This is a genomic window from Herminiimonas sp. GW821-FHT09C12, assembly GCF_059416385.1.
The window spans coordinates 73,969-91,572 of sequence record NZ_JBWKPC010000002.1; the positions used below are offsets into that span (position 1 = coordinate 73,969).

A 17,604-nucleotide genomic window follows, 5' to 3' on the forward strand; every position below is an offset into this window, starting at 1 on the left:
CGGTCATATGCTCTACAATTCGCTTATCAGCATTAATTCGAATCAATTTTCTTCGCGCGTGAAGCGTGAATGGCAAAGACACAATGACTCCATTTGAACCAAATCTTAAAACGCTAGCCGTCGCCCGTGATGTGTTGTTGACACCTTTTGGCCTGGATGAATCCATCCTGATCAAAACACTGGGCACGATGTTCACGCATCGCGTCGACTACGCAGATTTGTATTTTCAATTCACCAAGAGTGAAGGCTGGAGTCTGGAAGAAGGCATCGTCAAGACCGGTAGCTTCTCTATCGACCAAGGTGTCGGCGTGCGTGCAGTATCGGGCGATAAGACAGCCTTCTCGTATTCGGATGAAATTTCTGAACGTGCACTGACTGAAGCCGCATTGGCGACACGCACGATTGCGCGTCAAGGCGCAGGCAAGATTAAAGTCGCTTCAGCGATACAACAAGTGGGCGGCCGTGATTTGTATTTGCCTAACGATCCACTGACTTCTCTGGACGCAACTGAAAAAGTAAAATTGCTGGAAAAGATAGAACGCATCGCACGCGCAAAGGATCCGCGCGTCGTGCAAGTGATGGCTGGCCTCGCTGGTGAATACGATGTTGTCCTCGTAGTTCGTAGCGACGGCGTGTTGGCGGCTGACATTCGTCCACTGGTCCGTGTATCAATCACAGTGATCGCTGAACAAAACGGCCGTCGCGAAATGGGTTCCAGCGGTGGCGGTGGTCGCTATAGCTATGGTTATTTCAGCGATGAGTTGCTGGAAAAATATGCGAGCGAAGCAGTTGCGTCAGCACTTGTCAATCTTGAAGCGCGTCCAGCTCCTGCCGGTCCGATGACCGTTGTACTCGGACCTGGTTGGCCAGGTGTGTTACTGCATGAAGCAATCGGCCACGGCTTGGAAGGCGACTTCAATCGCAAAGGTTCCAGCGCATTCTCTGGTCGTATCGGTGAACGCGTTGCTGCCAAAGGCGTGACCGTGGTTGATGACGGTACCATTGCAGATCGTCGCGGTTCGCTGAACATCGATGATGAAGGCAATCCGACGCAATGCACGACGCTGATCGAAGACGGCATTCTGAAAGGCTATATTCAAGACACAATGAATGCGCGTCTGATGAAGATGCCGGTCACTGGTAACGCACGCCGTGAATCGTTTGCGCACTTGCCTATGCCGCGCATGACCAATACTTATATGCTCGGTGGCGACAAGGATCCGGCAGAAATCCTGGCTTCGGTAAAGAACGGTTTGTATGCAGTGAACTTCGGCGGTGGTCAGGTCGATATCACTAACGGCAAGTTCGTCTTCTCGGCGAGCGAAGCCTACATGATTGAAAACGGCAAGGTAACGTATCCGGTCAAAGGCGCAACCCTGATCGGTAACGGTCCTGATGTATTGAATCGTGTGTCGATGATAGGTAACGACATGAGCCTCGATAGTGGCGTCGGTGTTTGCGGCAAAGAAGGGCAGAGCGTGCCAGTTGGTGTCGGTCAGCCTACCTTGCGTATCGACGGCGTTACGGTGGGCGGTACGGCTTGATAGTGTTGGTATTCAAGCCATAGTTGCCATATCTATCACGCGTTTTTACCACTTTGCTTGCCAAATGGGCTGATTTATTGCACTATTACTGAAAGATAAATGTACTACCAGTAAAAAACATGACTTCTTCGCGCTTCCAATTTTATTTTTACTTTAGCTATTCCAGCCCAACGGCGGTGGAGAAGCGGTAAGCGCGCAGGTAAAAAAAGCTTAAACCGAAATTCTTTAAAAAACCGCCCGCGATGGCGGTTTTTTATTTTTGCAGAACAGATTTTTGACCGGAGAAAAACATGCCACGCACAGATGATTTACGGATTCGAGAAATGAAAGAACTGACGCCACCATCCCATTTAATTCGTGAGCTCGGCATCTCCGATAAAGCAGAAACGACTGCAGCTAATGCGCGCATTGCGCTGCATCGGATTTTGCACGGACAAGACGACCGCTTGATGGTTGTGATCGGGCCATGCTCGATTCATGACACCAAGGCTGCGATGGAATATGCCAATCGACTGGTGAAAGAGCGTGCACGCTTTGCCGGCGAACTGGAAATCGTGATGCGTGTCTATTTCGAAAAGCCACGTACGACGGTCGGCTGGAAAGGCTTGATCAACGATCCGTACATGGACAACAGCTTCCGTATCAATGACGGCTTGCGCATCGCACGTGAACTGCTGTTGAACATCAATGAGCTTGGCCTGCCAGCTGGCACCGAGTTCCTCGACGTGATCAGTCCGCAATACATCGCCGATTTGATCAGCTGGGGCGCGATTGGTGCACGTACTACCGAATCGCAAGTTCACCGTGAGCTGGCGTCAGGCTTGTCGTGCCCGGTTGGTTTCAAGAACGGTACCGATGGCAATGTGAAAATCGCTGTCGATGCGATCAAGGCCGCTTCGCAGCCGCATCACTTCCTGTCAGTAACCAAGGGTGGTCATTCCGCGATTGTATCGACGCTCGGCAATGAAGATTGCCACATCATCCTGCGCGGCGGTAAAACGCCTAACTACGATGCAGCCAGTGTAGAACAGGCATGCAAGGACATCGCGTCGAACGGACTGGCTTCGCGTCTGATGATCGATACTTCGCACGCTAACAGCTCGAAGAAACCGGAAAACCAAATCCCGGTATGCGCTGATATCGCGAAACAAGTTGCAGGCGGTGATACACGTATCGTCGGCGTGATGGTTGAATCGCATCTGGTCGCTGGTCGTCAGGATTTGATTCCAGGTAAAGAATTGACCTATGGCCAATCCGTGACCGATGGCTGCATTAGCTGGGAAGAGAGTCTGGGCGTATTGGAAGGTTTGGCTGAAGCGGTTAAACAACGCCGCCACGTCAAAGATCCGGACGCTTGATGCATTTGAGTTGAAATGAAAACGGGCACTGAATTCAGTGCCCGTTTTTTATTGTGCTCGACTTTTAGAAGCGTTTGGTCAGCATCATCTGTTCGCCTTCGCGTCGCATCTCGGTACGCTTCAGGAAGGACATGCCGAGTAGGGCGAATCCAAGTTCGTTTTCCTGTACTAGTGCTTCGACTTGATTCAGCACAATGTCACCGACCTTGACCGTGTTCAGCATGACTTGATACGCAGGAACGGTACCGTTCGCTGTGTTGACGTAAGCCTGGCGGCCTTTCTTGTAATCGATGCCTAGCCGTCTGGCATCGGAAGCAGAGAGTGAAATCATCGACGCGCCGGTATCGACCAGCATGCGCATGGTGCCGCCGTTGATTTGTCCTTGTACCAAGAAGTGACCGCGCGAGTCGGCTTGCAGGGTGACGCTGCTGGCACCGGATGGCGCTGTGCGATTGACGTGGCCACCAATATCGATGCGCTGCTTTTTGCCGTTGCTATCAAAGGTAGCGGTGGTCTGGTTCACATCGACCAGCGTGATACCGGAACTGACGGTACTACCGATAGAATAGGTTTTTGGCGAGCCGCCGTCTATGACTAGCACGGCTTTTCCGGGGAACAGGCCCACTACGCTGATGTCAGCGGCCTGCACCTGCAGGGCGCTGAGGCAGAGCAGGGCGGCAAGCAGTGAAGTTTTCATGGATAGCCTGGGCTTGAATGAACTGCTTGCTGCTTGCGGATGATTAGTCGCGGAAGTTATTGAATTCCAGTGGCAGGTCGGCGACTTCCTTGCGCAGCATCGCCATCGCAGCTTGCAGGTCATCACGCTTGGCACCAGTGACGCGTACGGCGTCGCCCTGGATGCTGGCTTGTACTTTCATCTTGCTGTCTTTGATGATGCGTACGATTTTCTTGGCGGCTTCGGTTTCGATGCCGTTTTTGATCTTGATCACTTGCTTGACCTTGTCGCCGCCGATTTTTTCGATCTTGCCGCGATCAAGGAAACGTACGTCGACATTGCGTTTGACCAGTTTGTTGGTCAGGACGTCCAGCACTTGATTCAACTGAAATTCGGAATCTGCATACGCGGTCAGGTCGCGGTCTTTTTGTTCCACGCGGGCATCGCTACCCTTGAAGTCGAAGCGGGTGGTGATTTCCTTACCTGCCTGATCGACGGCATTTTTTACTTCAACCATATTGGCTTCGGACACGGTATCAAATGATGGCATGGTGATTTCCTTCTTGCTTGGCTCGCGGCAGGTAGCCGCGAAAGCCTGTTGTTTATTCGGTTTGGCTGCCATTCTAACGGACAAAAAACCGAGGGGCTAGAGCTACGATTATAATCGCCCACTATGACCCATTCTTTACCCGTTCAGTACAATTTTTCCTTGCGCGACCTTAACACCTTTGGGGTGCAGGCGAGCGCGCATGCCTATCTTCCGGTTACGTCAGTTGATACCTTGCAAGATGTCAAACGTGATGCCGATCTTGTCGCCATGCCTCGCTTGGTACTGGGTGGCGGCAGTAATATCCTTTTGACACGGGATTTTTCTGGCCTGGTGCTGCATGTCGGTATCAAGGGGATAGAAATCGTTGAGGAAGATGCAGATGCTACCTATGTACGGGCTGCGGCGGGTGAGAACTGGCATCAGTTTGTGCAATGGACGCTGGCACATGGTTTGGGCGGTCTGGAAAACTTGTCACTGATTCCTGGCAGCGTTGGCGCTGCGCCGATTCAGAATATTGGCGCGTATGGAATCGAGATTAAAGACCTTTTCCATTCTTTGACGCTATTTGATTTTGAAACAGGCGAGCAAACGACGCTGAACAAAGCAGAGTGCATGTTCGGTTACCGCGATAGCGTCTTCAAGCATCGCTTGCGTGATAGAGCGGTGGTGCTTGATGTGACGTTCGCCTTGCCTAAGCAATGGCAGCCGAATCTTCGTTACGCCGATGTAATAAATGAATTGGCTGCACGTTCGATTACGCGGCCGACGGCGCAAGACATTAGTGCTGCCGTGATTGCCATTCGTACGCGTAAGCTGCCTGATCCGGCAGTGATAGGTAATGCCGGCAGTTTCTTCAAGAATCCTGTCGTGACGACAGCGCAGCGTGATGCCTTGTTGCAGCGCTATCCGCAGATGGTGAATTATGCGCAGCCGGATGGCAGCGTCAAACTGGCGGCGGGCTGGTTGATAGATCAGTGCGGCTGGAAAGGTAAAGCTGCAGGCGCTGCAGGTGTCTATGAAAATCAGGCGCTAGTGCTGGTGAATCGCGGCGGTGCCAGTGGTGCCGAGATCGCGCAATTGGCAGCAGCCATTCAGGCCGATGTCGCACAACGTTTTGATGTGCAACTGGAACCTGAACCTATCTTCCTTTGATTTGCCGAAACAAAATTCGGAAGCAAATTTCAGTAATAAATTTTAGAAGCAAATAATGGATACGAAAATTTTATTGCCGGTAGTCGGTAGCTATTTTGCGCTTAGCTTATTGAGCTTTGTCGCTTATGCGATCGATAAATCGGCGGCGCGCAAGGGGGAGTGGCGGATCAGTGAAAACAATCTGCACTTGCTGGATTTTCTTGGTGGTTGGCCTGGTGGCTGGTTGGCGCAAAAATTCCTGCGGCATAAAACCGGCAAGGCCAGCTTCCAGCGTATTTACTGGGTGACAGTGGTACTGCATTGCGCTGTTGTAGGCTGGTTACTGTCGCCTTACGGCAGTGATGTGTTGCATGCACTGGGAAATGCTGGATAACTTCAAAAAAAGAGACCCGGTTCAGGTTGAATCGAGTCTCTATCTGTATTACTTAAATTCCCTTACTTGGACAAGTAAATATCCTTGTCCTTGTCCTGCAGGAAGACTTGCGTGTAGCGTCCGATAGTTGCATTCGCATATTGCTCTTCACCATAAGCACGGCAAGGCGCGCAAACATAACGCGGAATCTGCACTGCCAGGATGTGATTGCGTGTATCGTCGCAGCGCGAATCGATCACCACGGTGCCGCCGCAATCTGGACAGGAACGCACGGTTTCATTGATGGTTTCGCGAATGCCGTCGGTATCGTAATAGACATCCATGCTGCGCTTGTGGAACTCCTGTTCCGGATAGACCTGCTCACGTAGCACGTGGCGATTGTTCCAGTGATGGAAGGTCGCATCCTTCAATTTTTCCAGGTAGGCCGTAATGTTGGCCGGCTGCTTCTGGCTTTCTGCATCGTAGTCCGGTTCCTGGATGTGACTGAAATCCATGCCCGCCATCGCCAGGATGATGCCGGTATTGATGTAGGGCAGTGCGGTTTCGATCGAATAACCACCTTCCAATACCGCTAGGTCCGGCTTCAGGCGCTGGTTGAGTACTGCATAACCATGCGCAGTGAACTTCATATTGGTGATCGGATCGGAGTAATGGTTATCCTGTCCAGCCGAATTGATGATCAGGTCCGGCTTGAACTCATCGAGGATAGGCATGACGATTTCATCCAGCACATAGAGGAAGCCCTCTTCGCAGGTATCCGGTGGCATCGGTAGGTTGATGGTGGTGCCGAAAGCATTCGGCCCGCCTAGCTCGTCGGCAAAGCCGGAACCCGGATAGAGCGTACGACCATCCTGATGCATGGAGATGAAGAGCGTATTCGGATCGTGCCAGAAAATATCTTGTGAGCCATCGCCGTGATGGCAATCGGTATCAACGATCGCGATTTTCTTCACACCATATTTGTGGCGGATGTACTCGACCATGATCGCTTCCATGTTCAGCGTGCAAAAGCCGCGGCTGCCATGCACGACACGGAATGAATGGTGACCGCAAGGGCGCACCAGTGCAAACGCATTGTCGACTTCTTTGGTCATCACCTTGTCTGCTGCGGTAATGCAGCCACCGACGGCGATCAGGTGTGAGGCATGAACGATCTCGTCGATGCCAGGCACGCAAAAGTGCACGCGCTGGATGTCTTCAGCAGTGGCGACGCCGGGTTTGAATTCCTTGATATTGTCGAAGTCCAGCAGGCCTTCTTCAAATACCTGATCCTGCGTGTACAGCAGACGTTCTTCACGCTCCGGATGCGTTGGTGAAATCGCATAATCAAATGCCGGGAAAAATACCAATCCTGTTTTTTTCTTCACGATGTCTTCCTCACGCTTGTTCATTGCACTTGCTCATTTACTTGTTTAATCAGGCCGGGTTTGATCTGCAACCGGACGCGGATGTTTTTTCCAGTAGTTGCATAACCATGGATGACGTTGAAGGACTGGCAGTCAGCAACTTCGACTTCGAGGTCTGCATCGCGTGCACCGGCAGCCTTGGCGATTTCCAGCAATCTTTCCTTACCGATCTCGCATACGTCATCGACCGTGGCGCGCGCAGAGATTTGCATCTTGCGGCCATCTTCGGCAAAAGTCAGTTGCTGCGATTCGGTATCCGCCAGCAGATTCAATTCGACCGTAGTACGTGCCATGGCTGCACCGCTGGCGTTGATCACTTCCGAATCCTGTGGCACCAGTGCCGGCATGGCCAGTAATGCGCCCACTTGTTCGGCAATATACGGAGCAGGGCCACCGACTGCGATTAATTGCTGCGGGTTCAGTACTTTGCCTTCCAGCAGTTCATGAATGGTGTAGACCGGCTTGCTGTTGACCTCTGCAATCATTTGCGTGACCTTGGCGGCGATGCTGGCGCACATGCTGTCGACGATGGCTTGCGCCACTTGCTGTGGCGTTTGCTTCAATGCGCCGGCCAGGCTTTCCATCGCCTGCAGAGCCTTGGCTTTGTCACCGATAGCGGCCAGGCCGAGGGTGATCAAGGCGTCGGTCGGGGTTGGTGCCGGACCATCGAAGGCCATTGCCGAACCCTTGCGTTCCGGACCTATCTGCAGCGCGCCATTCACCACTTGTACATGGCTGTCGCCACCGAGCGCCATCGAATGCGTGAGCAAGCCGCGAATCAGGGTCTTGTGTCCTTCGATTTCGACGCCTTGCGGTTCCAGCAGCGGTGCGCCATCGGCAAAGAGTGCGATGTCGGTGGTGGTACCGCCGACGTCTATCGACACCGAATCTTGCGTGGACGATACGAAAGGCAGCACGCCCATGATGGTGGCCGCTGGCCCGGACAGAATGGTCTGCACCGGATAGTTACGCGATTGTTGTATGCCTATGGTGCCGCCGTCCGCCTTCAGGATGAAGAGCGGTACATCGACCGCGAGTTCCTGCAGATAGCTGGCGAGCTGGTCGACCATGCGGCTGTGCAGGCGCCAGATCGCGGCATTGAGGTAAGTGGTCGCTATGCGGCGCGGGAAATTCAGTACGCCGGATTGATGATGGCCGAGTGAAACATGGTTGGACTGATCTGCGAAGCAGGCACCGACTTCCTGTTCATGCACGGGATTACGTGTCGAAAATTTGCCGATAACAGCCAGGTTCTCGATCTTGTCAGCGCGGAATTGCTGTTTCAATGTATCCAACTCATCGTCTTCCAGCGCTTCTGCTTCGATGCCGCGATGGTTCATGTAACCGGCGATCAAGTGTGTCTTATCGGCGAGTGGCAAATCTTTAGGAGAAACGCCAGGGCCGTTCATCACTATCAGGCCGACCGGATCGAGCTGGTTCTGTGCCACGGCATTGGTGGAGATCGTGGTGCTGAGCACGATGCGCTGCAGCTGCTTGATATCGTCAGCATTCGCGACAGCCTGGGTCGCGCGCATCACGCAACCTAAAATATCGTTCTTGTCGGTCAATACTTTGGACTTGCGGATGATTTTGCGGTTGTGCATCAATACCGAATCGGTATGTGTGCCGCCCACATCAATGCCAAGGATCATATATTTCTTTCTTGGGAAGTAGAGCCAGCGCGCCTGTCGAAAGCGGACAGGATCGCGCCGGCTGTATCAATTAAATCGTCAATTCAAACCGGCGGCTAGCGCCTGATTTTTAACACAGCGTCTATTATAAGGAGAAGACCCGCGAGCTAATCTGAATAAGGCTGGCTCTTAGCAAAAAGCCCGGATAGTCCGGGCTTTTTTATTGGGGTCTTACACGTCTTATTAAACGCGTCAGATAAAATGGCAAACGTAATCCAGTGTGTCTACCGTTTCAATATCAAAGCTCGAATTTGCCGGTACTTCGAATTGCTGGCCGCCTTCGTAGGTGTTCCAGTCAGTTGCGCCAGCCAGACGAATGCGGCATTTGCCTGCATTCAATTCCATGATTTCTGCAGCGCCGGTGTTGAATTTCAACGTCGATGGAAAAATGATGCCTATGGTTTTCTTGGTGCCGTCCGCAAACAGTACGGTGTGTGACACGCATTTGCCATCAAAGTAGATATTGGCTTTTTTGACGACGGAAACGTTATCGAATTGAGTAGTCATGATCTGTATGTTTAATGTTGAAGGAATTATTTCTTGTCTTTTTCAAAGCTAGGCAGTGCAACAGACGAGTTGCCAGTCAGCAGACCGGCGTTGCTGTAGATAGCCAGCTTGTGACGTGTGTCTGTGATGTCCAGATTGCGCATCGTCAATTGACCAATACGGTCGGCTGGCGAGAACGGTGCATCTTCCACTTTTTCCATCGACAGACGTTCTGGCGCGTAGGTCAGGTTGGCCGACTCAGTGTTGAGGATGGAGTAATCGTTGCCGCGACGCAGTTCGATGGTGACCTCGCCTGTGATCGCGCGTGCAACCCAGCGTTGTGCTGCTTCACGCAACATGATGGCTTGTGGATCGAACCAGCGGCCTTGATACAACAGACGGCCGAGGCGACGGCCGCTTTCGCGGTATTGCTCGATGGTGTCTTCGTTGTGGATACCGGTAACCAGACGTTCGTAAGCGATGAACAAGAGCGCCAAACCTGGGGCTTCGTAGATGCCACGGCTCTTCGCTTCGATGATACGGTTTTCGATTTGATCGCTCATGCCGAGGCCGTGACGACCACCGATGCGATTGGCTTCCAGCATCAGCTCAACCAGGTCGGAATAGACGACGCCATTCAATGCGACTGGACGACCTTCTTCGAAACGTACGGTGACTTTTTCGCGTTTGACTTCGACATCGTCACGCCAGAATGCGACGCCCATGATAGGTTCGACGATCTGCATGCCGCTGCTCAGTTCTTCCAGATCTTTCGCTTCATGCGTAGCGCCGAGGATGTTGGAGTCAGTCGAATACGCTTTCTCGGTAGACATCTTGTAGTCAAAGCCGGACTTGATCAGGAATTCCGACATTTCCTTGCGGCCGCCGAGTTCGTTGATGAAGGCATCATCCAGCCAAGGTTTGTAAATGCGCAGCGCTGGATTCATCAACAAACCGTAGCGATAGAAGCGCTCGATGTCATTGCCTTTGAATGTGCTGCCGTCACCCCAGATGTCGACGTTGTCTTCTTTCATCGCGGCGACCAGCATGGTGCCGGTAACTGCACGACCCAATGGCGTCGTGTTGAAGTAGGTAACGCCAGCGGTCGAGATATGGAAAGCGCCGCTTTGCAGCGCTGCGATACCTTCAGCAACCAACTGTTCGCGGCAATCGATTAAACGTGCCAGTTCAGCGCCGTATGCTTTTGCTTTTTCCGGAATCGCGTTGTAGTCGGTTTCGTCAGGTTGACCCAGATTCGCAGTGTATGCATAAGGAATCGCGCCTTTTTGACGCATCCAGTGCAAGGCCGCGCTGGTGTCGAGACCGCCGGAAAAGGCGATGCCTACTTTTTGATTGACTGGAACGGATTGGAGAATATTCGACATGGTGTTTGCTTCGCTTGCTTGGAATGTGATTGTGGGTCAGTTGGAACTTGAGCTGATGAATTGGCTGAGCTAACTGAGTCTTTAATTAATTGAGTTTGCCCAGGACGAGATATTCGAGCAGTGCTTTCTGCGCATGCAGGCGGTTTTCTGCTTCGTCCCAGACGACCGATTGCGGTCCGTCGATGACTTCGGCTGCAACTTCTTCACCGCGATGCGCTGGCAGGCAGTGCATGAACAAGGCATCAGGCTGTGCACGTTTCATTTTGGCCGCATCGACGATCCAGCCGTCAAAGGCTTTCAGGCGTGCTGCATTTTCTTCTTCGAAGCCCATGCTGGTCCAGACATCGGTCGTGACCAGATGCGCGTCTACACATGCATCGGATGGTGCGGCAAACAGCGTGTAATGTGTATTGTCAGCGGCGATCAAGGTCGGATCGATTTCGTAACCCTTGGGTGTAGAAACATTGACATGGAAATCGAATACTTGCGCTGCCTGTAACCACGAGTACAGCATGTTGTTGGCATCGCCTATCCAGGCCACGGTTTTGCCTTTGATCGAACCGCGATGCTCAATGAACGTGAATACATCGGCCAGAACCTGGCAAGGATGGTGCTCATTCGTCAGGCCATTGATCACTGGTACGCGCGAATTGGCGGCGAAACGCTCAATGATGTCTTGGCCAAACGTACGGATCATGATGACGTCGCACATACGGGACATCACTTGCGCCGCGTCTTCTACCGGCTCGCCACGACCAAGCTGGCTGTCGCGCGTGTTCAGATAAATTGCCGCGCCGCCAAGCTGGTGCATGCCGGCTTCAAAGGACAGGCGAGTACGGGTGGAATTCTTTTCGAACACCATCACCAGCGTACGGTCAGCTAGAGGATGGTAAGGCTCGTAGTTCTTGAATTTGCGCTTGATGACACGGGTACGTTCGATCACGTGCTCGAATTCATCCAGCGTTAAATCGGAAAACTGCAGAAAGTGTTTGATTGCCATAATTGAAAACGGCGGCTAGGTTGGCGCCTGCCGCCGATTGTTGTAACTGCTTCAATTATAAGGGATTTCCATCTAAAAGCCAGCGTTAAGGCCAGAGCCGGCCCCTTCTTTAGTACAGCTTTTGTGATGATTCATGCAATAACTGCAGGTAGAGCGCATGCCGCATGGGCGAAATAGCATCGGCGGCAATCGCAGTGCGGATTGCACATTCAGGCTCATTGGAATGATGACAATTATAAAACTTGCACTTGCCCAGATACGGCTCGAACTCCGGGAAAGCACGCTCCAGCATGCCTTCAGTCAAATGATAGAGGCCGAATTCCTGAAACCCCGGTGAATCGATAATCATGGTTTGATCGTCGATTGCATACAAACGTGTGAAGGTCGTGGTGTGTTTGCCGGTATCGAGCGCAGCGGAAATTTCGCGCACTGCGATGTCGGCATCCGGCACGATCAAGTTAATGATCGATGATTTGCCCATACCCGATTGGCCGATCAGTATCGTTGATTGGCCTTCCAGTATCGGCATCAAGGCAGCGCAGGTTGCTTCCGGCTGTGTGGTTGCCGACACTTCATGTACCGGATAACCAAGTCCTGCGTAGAAGGCTACGCGCTTGCGGGTTTTTTCCAGAGATGCGACGACGTCTATCTTGTTCAAGATGATATGAACGGCAACGCCCGCGGCTTCCGCTGCGACCAGTGAACGCGAAACCAGATCGTCCGAGAAGCCAGGTTCGGTGGCGACCACGATGAAAAGCTGCGTGACATTGGCTGCCAGCAGTTTGGATTTGTATTGGTCGGAGCGATACAGCAGGGTTTTGCGCTCGGTGATCGACTCGATCACACCTTGATTGGCGGAAGTTAGTTGCAGATTGACGATGTCGCCCACTGCGACGTCGCTCTTCTTGCCGCGTGTAACGCATTGCAGTTTTGCGGTATCGGTCTGAACCAGATAATGACGGCCATGTGCGGCAATGACGGTGCCTGTAATAGTTGCCATCAGTTAGACGAAAGACTGATCAAAAATAGCATCCAGCTTGGCAGCGCAGATGAAATCGTTTTGTGACAAGCCACCTTTGCCGCCATTCACTGAATGCGTGTCGAACTTGACCACGCATTGATTGTAGGTGACCACCAACTCAGGGTGATGATCTTCGGCATGGATGACATAGGCGATCGCGTTGACGAAGGCCAAGGTGTCGTAATAATTCTTGAAAGAGAATTTACGAACAATTTTGCCATCCTGCAGACTCCAGTTGCTGATTGCTTTCAGACCTTCGCTGACCTCATCCGCGCTCAGCGCAGTCACCTGGCGCTGGCATTTTTGTTCGCGTAAATCGGCGGCGTTGCTCATGATGTCCTTGTTCAACTGGCGGCCAGAAGTTTGTTGATACGCACGGTTGCAGGCGGGTGCGAATCATAGAAAGCAGAATGCAATGGATCTGGCGTGAGCGTTGATGCATTGTCTTCATACAGCTTCACCAGCGCGGATACCAGATCCTGCGAATTGGTATGTTGTGCCGCAAAGGCGTCAGCTTCAAATTCATGTTTACGCGAACTGAGCGAAGTCAGCGGCGAGAACAGGAAGGAGAAGACTGGCAAGACCAGTGCAAACAGGATCAAGGCCATTGCATCGTTGCTCGCACCCATCATAGGTTCCACACCCAAACCGGTATAGAACCAGGTTTGGTTTTTCAGATAACCGAGCAGCGCCAGGAATGCGAGCGAAGCGGCAAACATCATCACGATGCGTTTGACGATGTGCTTGAGTTTGAAGTGACCGAGTTCATGCGCCAGTACTGCTTCAATTTCATTCGGTGCCAGGCGTTCGAGCAAGGTGTCGAAGAACACGATGCGTTTGGCAGCGCCGAAACCGGAGAAGTAGGCATTGCCATGCGCGCTGCGTTTGGAACCATCCATGACGAACAGACCGCTTGCTTTAAAGCCTATGCGTTGCATCAGGTTTTCAATGCGGGTACGCAGGTTCTCGTCTTCCAGCGGTTTGAATTTGTTGAACATAGGCGCGATGAAGAGTGGCACCAATACCAGCATCAACAACTGGAAGGAGCACCAGACTATCCATGCGTACAACCACCACAAGTCACCGGATTTTTCCATCAGGATGATCGTGATCCAAACCAGGCCGAGGCCGAGCGCGAGCGAAATGATGGTGCTTTTGAATAAATCGGTGAAGAACAGGCGTGGCGACATGCGGTTAAAGCCGAAGCGCGCTTCCAGTACGAATTGACGGAAGTAATCAAACGGCAATTCGATCAAGCCGGAGATCAATGCAAAGGTCAGTACCAGTGCCAATTGATAGCGATAGCCGGGACCGAAGACAAACAGAGAGCCTTCTGCCAGCCATTGCAAGCCGCCCATCAGCGTAAAGCCGATCAAGGTAGCGGCATTCAAGATGACGATGAATAGTGCGAATTTTGTTTTAGCGATCGAGTAATCCGCCGCTTTTTGATGTGCTTCCAGCGGTATCTTGCCGACGAATTGCGCAGGCACGGCAGCACGATTGGCGAGGATATGCCGAATATGACGTGAGGCCAGCCAGAAACGAACCACTAGGCTGATAAGCAGAAAAGTGACAAACAAAACAGTAAACACGAGGGATGACATTCTTTTCCTGTGAGAAAATGGCGGATTGAGCAGGCTAAAGGAAAACAATTATGTCACAAGCTACTGAATTAGAGTCGTCATCCGCCACCCCATTGCGCCCGAATGAGTTCAATCTCATCTGGGTAGATATGGAAATGACCGGACTCGATCCAGACAATGATCGCATTATCGAAGTAGCTGTCGTCGTCACCGATTCCAATTTGAACATTCTGGGCGAAGGCCCGGTGTTTGCAATTCATCAACCAGATGAAATTCTGGATGGTATGGATGCGTGGAACAAGGGTACGCATGGCCGCTCCGGCTTGATCGACCGTATCAAGGCATCGACCGTGACCGAAGCGCAAGCTGAGGCAGAGTTGATCGAATTCTTGAAAAAATATGTGCCTAACGGCAAGTCGCCTATGTGCGGTAACACCATTTGCCAGGACCGTCGCTTTATGGCGCGCGGTATGCCTAAGCTGGAAAACTTCTTCCACTACCGCAACCTGGACGTGTCCACACTGAAAGAACTGTGCCGTCGCTGGAAACCGGAGCTGGTGAACGGCTTCAAGAAACACCAGAAGCACACGGCTTTGGCTGATATTCTGGAGTCGATTGAAGAGCTGCGTTATTACCGCGAGCACTTCATTAAAGAGTAAGAGTGCGCAAACCGGTGGAATGCCGGTTACTTCTGATGTAAAAAAAGCCGGCTAATGCCGGCTTTTATTTATTCTGCAGCAGGTTCTGCGCCGCAGCACTTCTTGTACTTCTTGCCGCTGCCGCATGAGCAATCGTCGTTGCGGCCAACCTTCGGGGTTTCGCGTTGTACGGTTTTCACTGCCGACTTGCGGTGTGGCAGCCAGAACTTGTGGATTTCCGGGATGGCGGATTCGATTTCGATAGTCAGCTTGTGGCATTTGACCGGATTGTCGACCAAGACCATTTCTTCTTCTTCGATTTCTTCTGCACCTAACAAATAGATAGGGCGCATCAGTGGTGCGATGTTGGAAGTATGGATAGGTTCCCACGCTTCTGCACGCAGGCTCATCCCTAAATTGAAACCCCAGGCCCAGGCTTCGCCGTCCAGTACCGGCTTGCCTTCCCATTCGTGTTCGCAGAACAGCGGTTCGTATTCTTTCGGTGCGACTTCCAGTGTGATGGCGATTTCATTCATGAAGCGCGCGATCAGGGCGACGATGCGTTCGTATTCTTTATCGTTCTTGAACTTCGGGATGGCTTCTGCGTCTTCACCCCAGACGTGTGGCAACCATTCGGCCAGCGGGACTTCTTCCGGGCCGACGACCAGTGCTGTCAGATAACCGTGCAGCGAATCCATCGCCATGCAGTCGTCTGCAGTGCGGTCGGAAAGCAGGAATTTGTCGAGTTCGTCGAATTCCTTGTCGGAGAGAGGCTGGTCGAGATGCATGGTGGAATTTTCTTCAATGGTGATCAGGGCGACAGTGTACCAGTACGACTTTGCAGAAGCGATGCATTTGCCATGTTGAAATGTGTGCATCATGCACCCGGGAAACTGTGTAGGCACCGTACAATGCAGAGATGAATGATTCCACAGTATTGTCTTTTTCTACACTCACGCCTGATTGCGTGCTTGATGCGCTGGAAAGCGTTGGCTTGTATAGCGACGGCCGCTTGCTGGCCTTGAACAGTTACGAAAACCGCGTTTATCAAATTGGCATCGAAGATGGTCCGCCGCTGGTGGCAAAGTTTTATCGCCCTGCGCGCTGGAGTGATGCCGCGATTCTGGAAGAACATGCCTTCGTCGCTGAATTGGTCGAGCGAGAAATCCCGGTCGTGCCTGCGATGACTTTGGCCAATGGGAAAACCTTGCATGATTTTGCCGGTTTCCGTTTTGCTGTCTTTGCGCGACATGGTGGGCGCGCGCCAGAATTGGATGATCCGGCAACGCTGGAATGGATGGGGCGCTTTATCGGGCGCATACATGCAGTAGGCGCGCTGAAAACGTTTGAGCATCGACCTGCATTAAATATCGTGACCTTTGGCGAAGAGCCACGCGACTATTTGCTGGCAAATAATTTCATTCCACCTGATTTGCTGGAAGCTTACCGCAGCGTAGTGACGCAAGCGCTCGATGGCGTGCGGCGCTGCTTTGATCGTGCCGGTGATGTTAGTAGCTTGCGACTGCATGGCGACTGTCATTGCGGTAATGTGTTGTGGACCGATGCAGGCCCGCACTTCGTCGACTTTGACGATAGTCGTAGCGGACCGGCGATCCAGGATTTATGGATGCTGCTGTCGGGCGAGCGGCGCGATATGGTGCGGCAATTGTCTGACTTGCTTGCCGGTTATGAGGATTTCGCCGAATTCGATCCGCGTGAATTGCATTTGATCGAGGCCTTGCGCACCTTGCGTTTGATTCATTACGCAGCGTGGTTGGCGCGACGTTGGGATGATCCCGCGTTCCCGGTTGCCTTCCCATGGTTTAACACGCAGCGTTACTGGCAGGATCGGATACTGGAATTACGCGAACAAGTGGCGCTGATGGATGAGGCGCCGTTGTGGACGACTTGATGCGACAGCTTGGTGCGGAACATCAGTTCGCGTTGCATGAAAAATTCTTCCTACGGGATAGTTAAAACATGACTGCATGATGGAATCAATCTACATTTTGATCATTATGGGTGGCGCTGCTGCCGGCTTCGTTCAAGGTCTCTCAGGCTTCGCATTTGGAATGACAGCGATGTCATTTTGGGCTTGGGGTATGGATCCTGTGATTGCTGCATCGTTGGCGGTGTTTGGTGCGCTGACGGGACAAATCATTGCGGCATTTACTGTAAAGCGCGGATTTGATTGGCGCTTGTTACTGCCATTTTTTGTTGGTGGCATGGTTGGTATCCCGATCGGCGTCATGCTGCTGCCGCTCTTGAATATGGATATGTTCAAGGCCTTGCTGGGGTCGATATTGATCATCTGGTGCCCAAGCATGCTGTTCGTTTCTCGCTTCCCTAAAATCGCATCGAAGGGACCAGTCGCAGATGGCACCATTGGTTTAATCGGTGGCGTGATGAGTGGCTTTGGTGGGTTTGCCGGGATAGTGCCTACTTTGTGGTGCACGTTGCAAGGCATGGCCAAGGACAAGCAGCGCGTCATCATTCAAAACTTTAATTTGGGTGCCTTGATATTCACCATGCTTGCCTATTTGTATAAGGGCATCATCACGGTCGCTATGCTTCCCTATTTTGGAGTGCTTGTTCCAGCGATGTTAATACCTACTATCCTGGGGACTAAGCTGTATCATCGCATCTCTGATGTGGCTTTCCGGCGGCTGGTGTTGAGCTTGCTCACCCTCTCTGGCATTGCACTATTGAGTTCTTCTCTCCCAAAACTATTGTAAAAAAGA

18 protein-coding genes are annotated in these 17,604 nt (G+C 52.2%); 7 read left to right on the forward strand and 11 right to left on the reverse strand.

Going from position 1 to position 17,604, the window contains the following annotated elements; all coding sequences use genetic code 11:
- The first annotated feature begins 83 nt into the window (after positions 1-83).
- Together tldD and aroG are read left to right on the forward strand one after the other, a co-directional pair.
- Entirely contained in the window at positions 84-1,544 is a 1,461-nt protein-coding gene (tldD, locus tag AC07N2_RS10290) for a metalloprotease TldD (protein WP_076592039.1), read from the forward strand.
- A gap of 290 nt (positions 1,545-1,834) precedes the next feature.
- Complete coding sequence (aroG, locus tag AC07N2_RS10295) at positions 1,835-2,902, forward strand: 3-deoxy-7-phosphoheptulonate synthase AroG (protein WP_494778206.1); 1,068 nt, start codon at positions 1,835-1,837, stop codon at positions 2,900-2,902.
- A gap of 64 nt (positions 2,903-2,966) precedes the next feature.
- Here the strand turns inward: aroG and AC07N2_RS10300 are convergent, their stop codons facing one another.
- A complete protein-coding gene (locus AC07N2_RS10300; RefSeq protein ID WP_494778207.1) occupies positions 2,967-3,599 on the reverse strand; it encodes a retropepsin-like aspartic protease family protein in 633 nt (210 codons plus the stop codon).
- 43 nt (positions 3,600-3,642) lie between these two features.
- Complete coding sequence (locus tag AC07N2_RS10305) at positions 3,643-4,128, reverse strand: YajQ family cyclic di-GMP-binding protein (RefSeq protein WP_195874347.1); 486 nt, start codon at positions 4,126-4,128, stop codon at positions 3,643-3,645.
- Between the two features lie 123 nt (positions 4,129-4,251).
- Here AC07N2_RS10305 and murB point away from each other — a divergent pair, with 123 nt between their 5' ends.
- Together murB and AC07N2_RS10315 are read left to right on the forward strand one after the other, a co-directional pair.
- Positions 4,252-5,280, forward strand: coding sequence for a UDP-N-acetylmuramate dehydrogenase (gene murB, locus AC07N2_RS10310; RefSeq protein ID WP_494778208.1), 1,029 nt, complete (start codon positions 4,252-4,254; stop codon positions 5,278-5,280).
- A 55-nt stretch (positions 5,281-5,335) separates the two neighbouring features.
- Positions 5,336-5,653, forward strand: coding sequence for a DUF1294 domain-containing protein (locus AC07N2_RS10315; protein WP_494778209.1), 318 nt, complete (start codon positions 5,336-5,338; stop codon positions 5,651-5,653).
- Between the two features lie 62 nt (positions 5,654-5,715).
- Here the strand turns inward: AC07N2_RS10315 and AC07N2_RS10320 are convergent, their stop codons facing one another.
- From AC07N2_RS10320 to AC07N2_RS10355, 8 genes are all read right to left on the reverse strand, one after another.
- Positions 5,716-7,044 carry a histone deacetylase family protein gene (locus tag AC07N2_RS10320; RefSeq protein ID WP_494778210.1) on the reverse strand — a complete coding sequence of 443 codons (1,329 nt, stop codon included), beginning with the start codon at positions 7,042-7,044 and terminating at the stop codon, positions 5,716-5,718.
- On the reverse strand, positions 7,041-8,711 hold the full coding sequence (locus AC07N2_RS10325) for a hydantoinase/oxoprolinase family protein (protein WP_494778211.1): 1,671 nt from the start codon (positions 8,709-8,711) through the stop codon (positions 7,041-7,043). The genes AC07N2_RS10320 and AC07N2_RS10325 overlap by 4 nt, the downstream gene beginning before the upstream one ends.
- A gap of 231 nt (positions 8,712-8,942) precedes the next feature.
- Positions 8,943-9,257 (reverse strand): pyrimidine/purine nucleoside phosphorylase, encoded by a 315-nt coding sequence (gene ppnP, locus AC07N2_RS10330; protein WP_076592032.1) that lies wholly within the window; start codon positions 9,255-9,257, stop codon positions 8,943-8,945.
- Positions 9,258-9,283: 26 nt separating this feature from the next.
- Positions 9,284-10,621, reverse strand: coding sequence for an argininosuccinate synthase (argG, locus tag AC07N2_RS10335; RefSeq protein WP_494778212.1), 1,338 nt, complete (start codon positions 10,619-10,621; stop codon positions 9,284-9,286).
- Between the two features lie 85 nt (positions 10,622-10,706).
- Entirely contained in the window at positions 10,707-11,621 is a 915-nt protein-coding gene (gene argF / locus AC07N2_RS10340) for an ornithine carbamoyltransferase (protein WP_076592030.1), read from the reverse strand.
- 109 nt (positions 11,622-11,730) lie between these two features.
- Positions 11,731-12,621 (reverse strand): ribosome small subunit-dependent GTPase A, encoded by an 891-nt coding sequence (gene rsgA, locus AC07N2_RS10345; protein WP_494778213.1) that lies wholly within the window; start codon positions 12,619-12,621, stop codon positions 11,731-11,733.
- A gap of 3 nt (positions 12,622-12,624) precedes the next feature.
- Positions 12,625-12,975, reverse strand: a complete 351-nt coding sequence (locus AC07N2_RS10350) for a 4a-hydroxytetrahydrobiopterin dehydratase (RefSeq protein WP_494778214.1) — start codon at positions 12,973-12,975, stop codon at positions 12,625-12,627.
- A gap of 11 nt (positions 12,976-12,986) precedes the next feature.
- On the reverse strand, positions 12,987-14,246 hold the full coding sequence (locus AC07N2_RS10355; RefSeq protein WP_076592027.1) for a M48 family metallopeptidase: 1,260 nt from the start codon (positions 14,244-14,246) through the stop codon (positions 12,987-12,989).
- Between the two features lie 50 nt (positions 14,247-14,296).
- Between AC07N2_RS10355 and orn the strand changes: the two genes are divergently transcribed.
- Entirely contained in the window at positions 14,297-14,884 is a 588-nt protein-coding gene (gene orn / locus AC07N2_RS10360) for an oligoribonuclease (RefSeq protein ID WP_076592026.1), read from the forward strand.
- Positions 14,885-14,952: 68 nt separating this feature from the next.
- Here orn and AC07N2_RS10365 read toward each other — a convergent pair whose 3' ends face one another.
- Positions 14,953-15,651: a UPF0149 family protein gene (locus AC07N2_RS10365; RefSeq protein WP_076592025.1), complete on the reverse strand. Its 699-nt coding sequence runs from the start codon at positions 15,649-15,651 to the stop codon at positions 14,953-14,955.
- A gap of 131 nt (positions 15,652-15,782) precedes the next feature.
- On the opposite strand from AC07N2_RS10365, the gene AC07N2_RS10370 reads away from it, so the two are divergent.
- Positions 15,783-16,775, forward strand: coding sequence for a serine/threonine protein kinase (locus tag AC07N2_RS10370; RefSeq protein ID WP_494778215.1), 993 nt, complete (start codon positions 15,783-15,785; stop codon positions 16,773-16,775).
- A gap of 79 nt (positions 16,776-16,854) precedes the next feature.
- On the forward strand, positions 16,855-17,598 hold the full coding sequence (locus AC07N2_RS10375; RefSeq protein WP_494779239.1) for a sulfite exporter TauE/SafE family protein: 744 nt from the start codon (positions 16,855-16,857) through the stop codon (positions 17,596-17,598).
- The last annotated feature ends 6 nt before the right edge of the window (positions 17,599-17,604 follow it).

What these genes read in the sequence shown, in the direction of transcription:
- AC07N2_RS10315 (WP_494778209.1), top strand. Translation starts at nt 5,336, where the DNA reads ATGGATACGAAAATTTTATTGCCGGTAGTCGGTAGCTATTTTGCGCTT.
- AC07N2_RS10305 (WP_195874347.1), bottom strand. Translation starts at nt 4,128, where the DNA reads ATGCCATCATTTGATACCGTGTCCGAAGCCAATATGGTTGAAGTAAAA.
- murB (WP_494778208.1), top strand. Translation starts at nt 4,252, where the DNA reads ATGACCCATTCTTTACCCGTTCAGTACAATTTTTCCTTGCGCGACCTT.
- AC07N2_RS10300 (WP_494778207.1), bottom strand. Translation starts at nt 3,599, where the DNA reads ATGAAAACTTCACTGCTTGCCGCCCTGCTCTGCCTCAGCGCCCTGCAG.
- AC07N2_RS10350 (WP_494778214.1), bottom strand. Translation starts at nt 12,975, where the DNA reads ATGAGCAACGCCGCCGATTTACGCGAACAAAAATGCCAGCGCCAGGTG.
- argF (WP_076592030.1), bottom strand. Translation starts at nt 11,621, where the DNA reads ATGGCAATCAAACACTTTCTGCAGTTTTCCGATTTAACGCTGGATGAA.
- AC07N2_RS10365 (WP_076592025.1), bottom strand. Translation starts at nt 15,651, where the DNA reads ATGCATCTCGACCAGCCTCTCTCCGACAAGGAATTCGACGAACTCGAC.
- AC07N2_RS10320 (WP_494778210.1), bottom strand. Translation starts at nt 7,044, where the DNA reads ATGAACAAGCGTGAGGAAGACATCGTGAAGAAAAAAACAGGATTGGTA.
- rsgA (WP_494778213.1), bottom strand. Translation starts at nt 12,621, where the DNA reads ATGGCAACTATTACAGGCACCGTCATTGCCGCACATGGCCGTCATTAT.
- tldD (WP_076592039.1), top strand. Translation starts at nt 84, where the DNA reads ATGACTCCATTTGAACCAAATCTTAAAACGCTAGCCGTCGCCCGTGAT.
- AC07N2_RS10370 (WP_494778215.1), top strand. Translation starts at nt 15,783, where the DNA reads ATGAATGATTCCACAGTATTGTCTTTTTCTACACTCACGCCTGATTGC.
- AC07N2_RS10325 (WP_494778211.1), bottom strand. Translation starts at nt 8,711, where the DNA reads ATGATCCTTGGCATTGATGTGGGCGGCACACATACCGATTCGGTATTG.
- orn (WP_076592026.1), top strand. Translation starts at nt 14,297, where the DNA reads ATGTCACAAGCTACTGAATTAGAGTCGTCATCCGCCACCCCATTGCGC.
- argG (WP_494778212.1), bottom strand. Translation starts at nt 10,621, where the DNA reads ATGTCGAATATTCTCCAATCCGTTCCAGTCAATCAAAAAGTAGGCATC.
- ppnP (WP_076592032.1), bottom strand. Translation starts at nt 9,257, where the DNA reads ATGACTACTCAATTCGATAACGTTTCCGTCGTCAAAAAAGCCAATATC.
- aroG (WP_494778206.1), top strand. Translation starts at nt 1,835, where the DNA reads ATGCCACGCACAGATGATTTACGGATTCGAGAAATGAAAGAACTGACG.
- AC07N2_RS10355 (WP_076592027.1), bottom strand. Translation starts at nt 14,246, where the DNA reads ATGTCATCCCTCGTGTTTACTGTTTTGTTTGTCACTTTTCTGCTTATC.
- AC07N2_RS10375 (WP_494779239.1), top strand. Translation starts at nt 16,855, where the DNA reads ATGGAATCAATCTACATTTTGATCATTATGGGTGGCGCTGCTGCCGGC.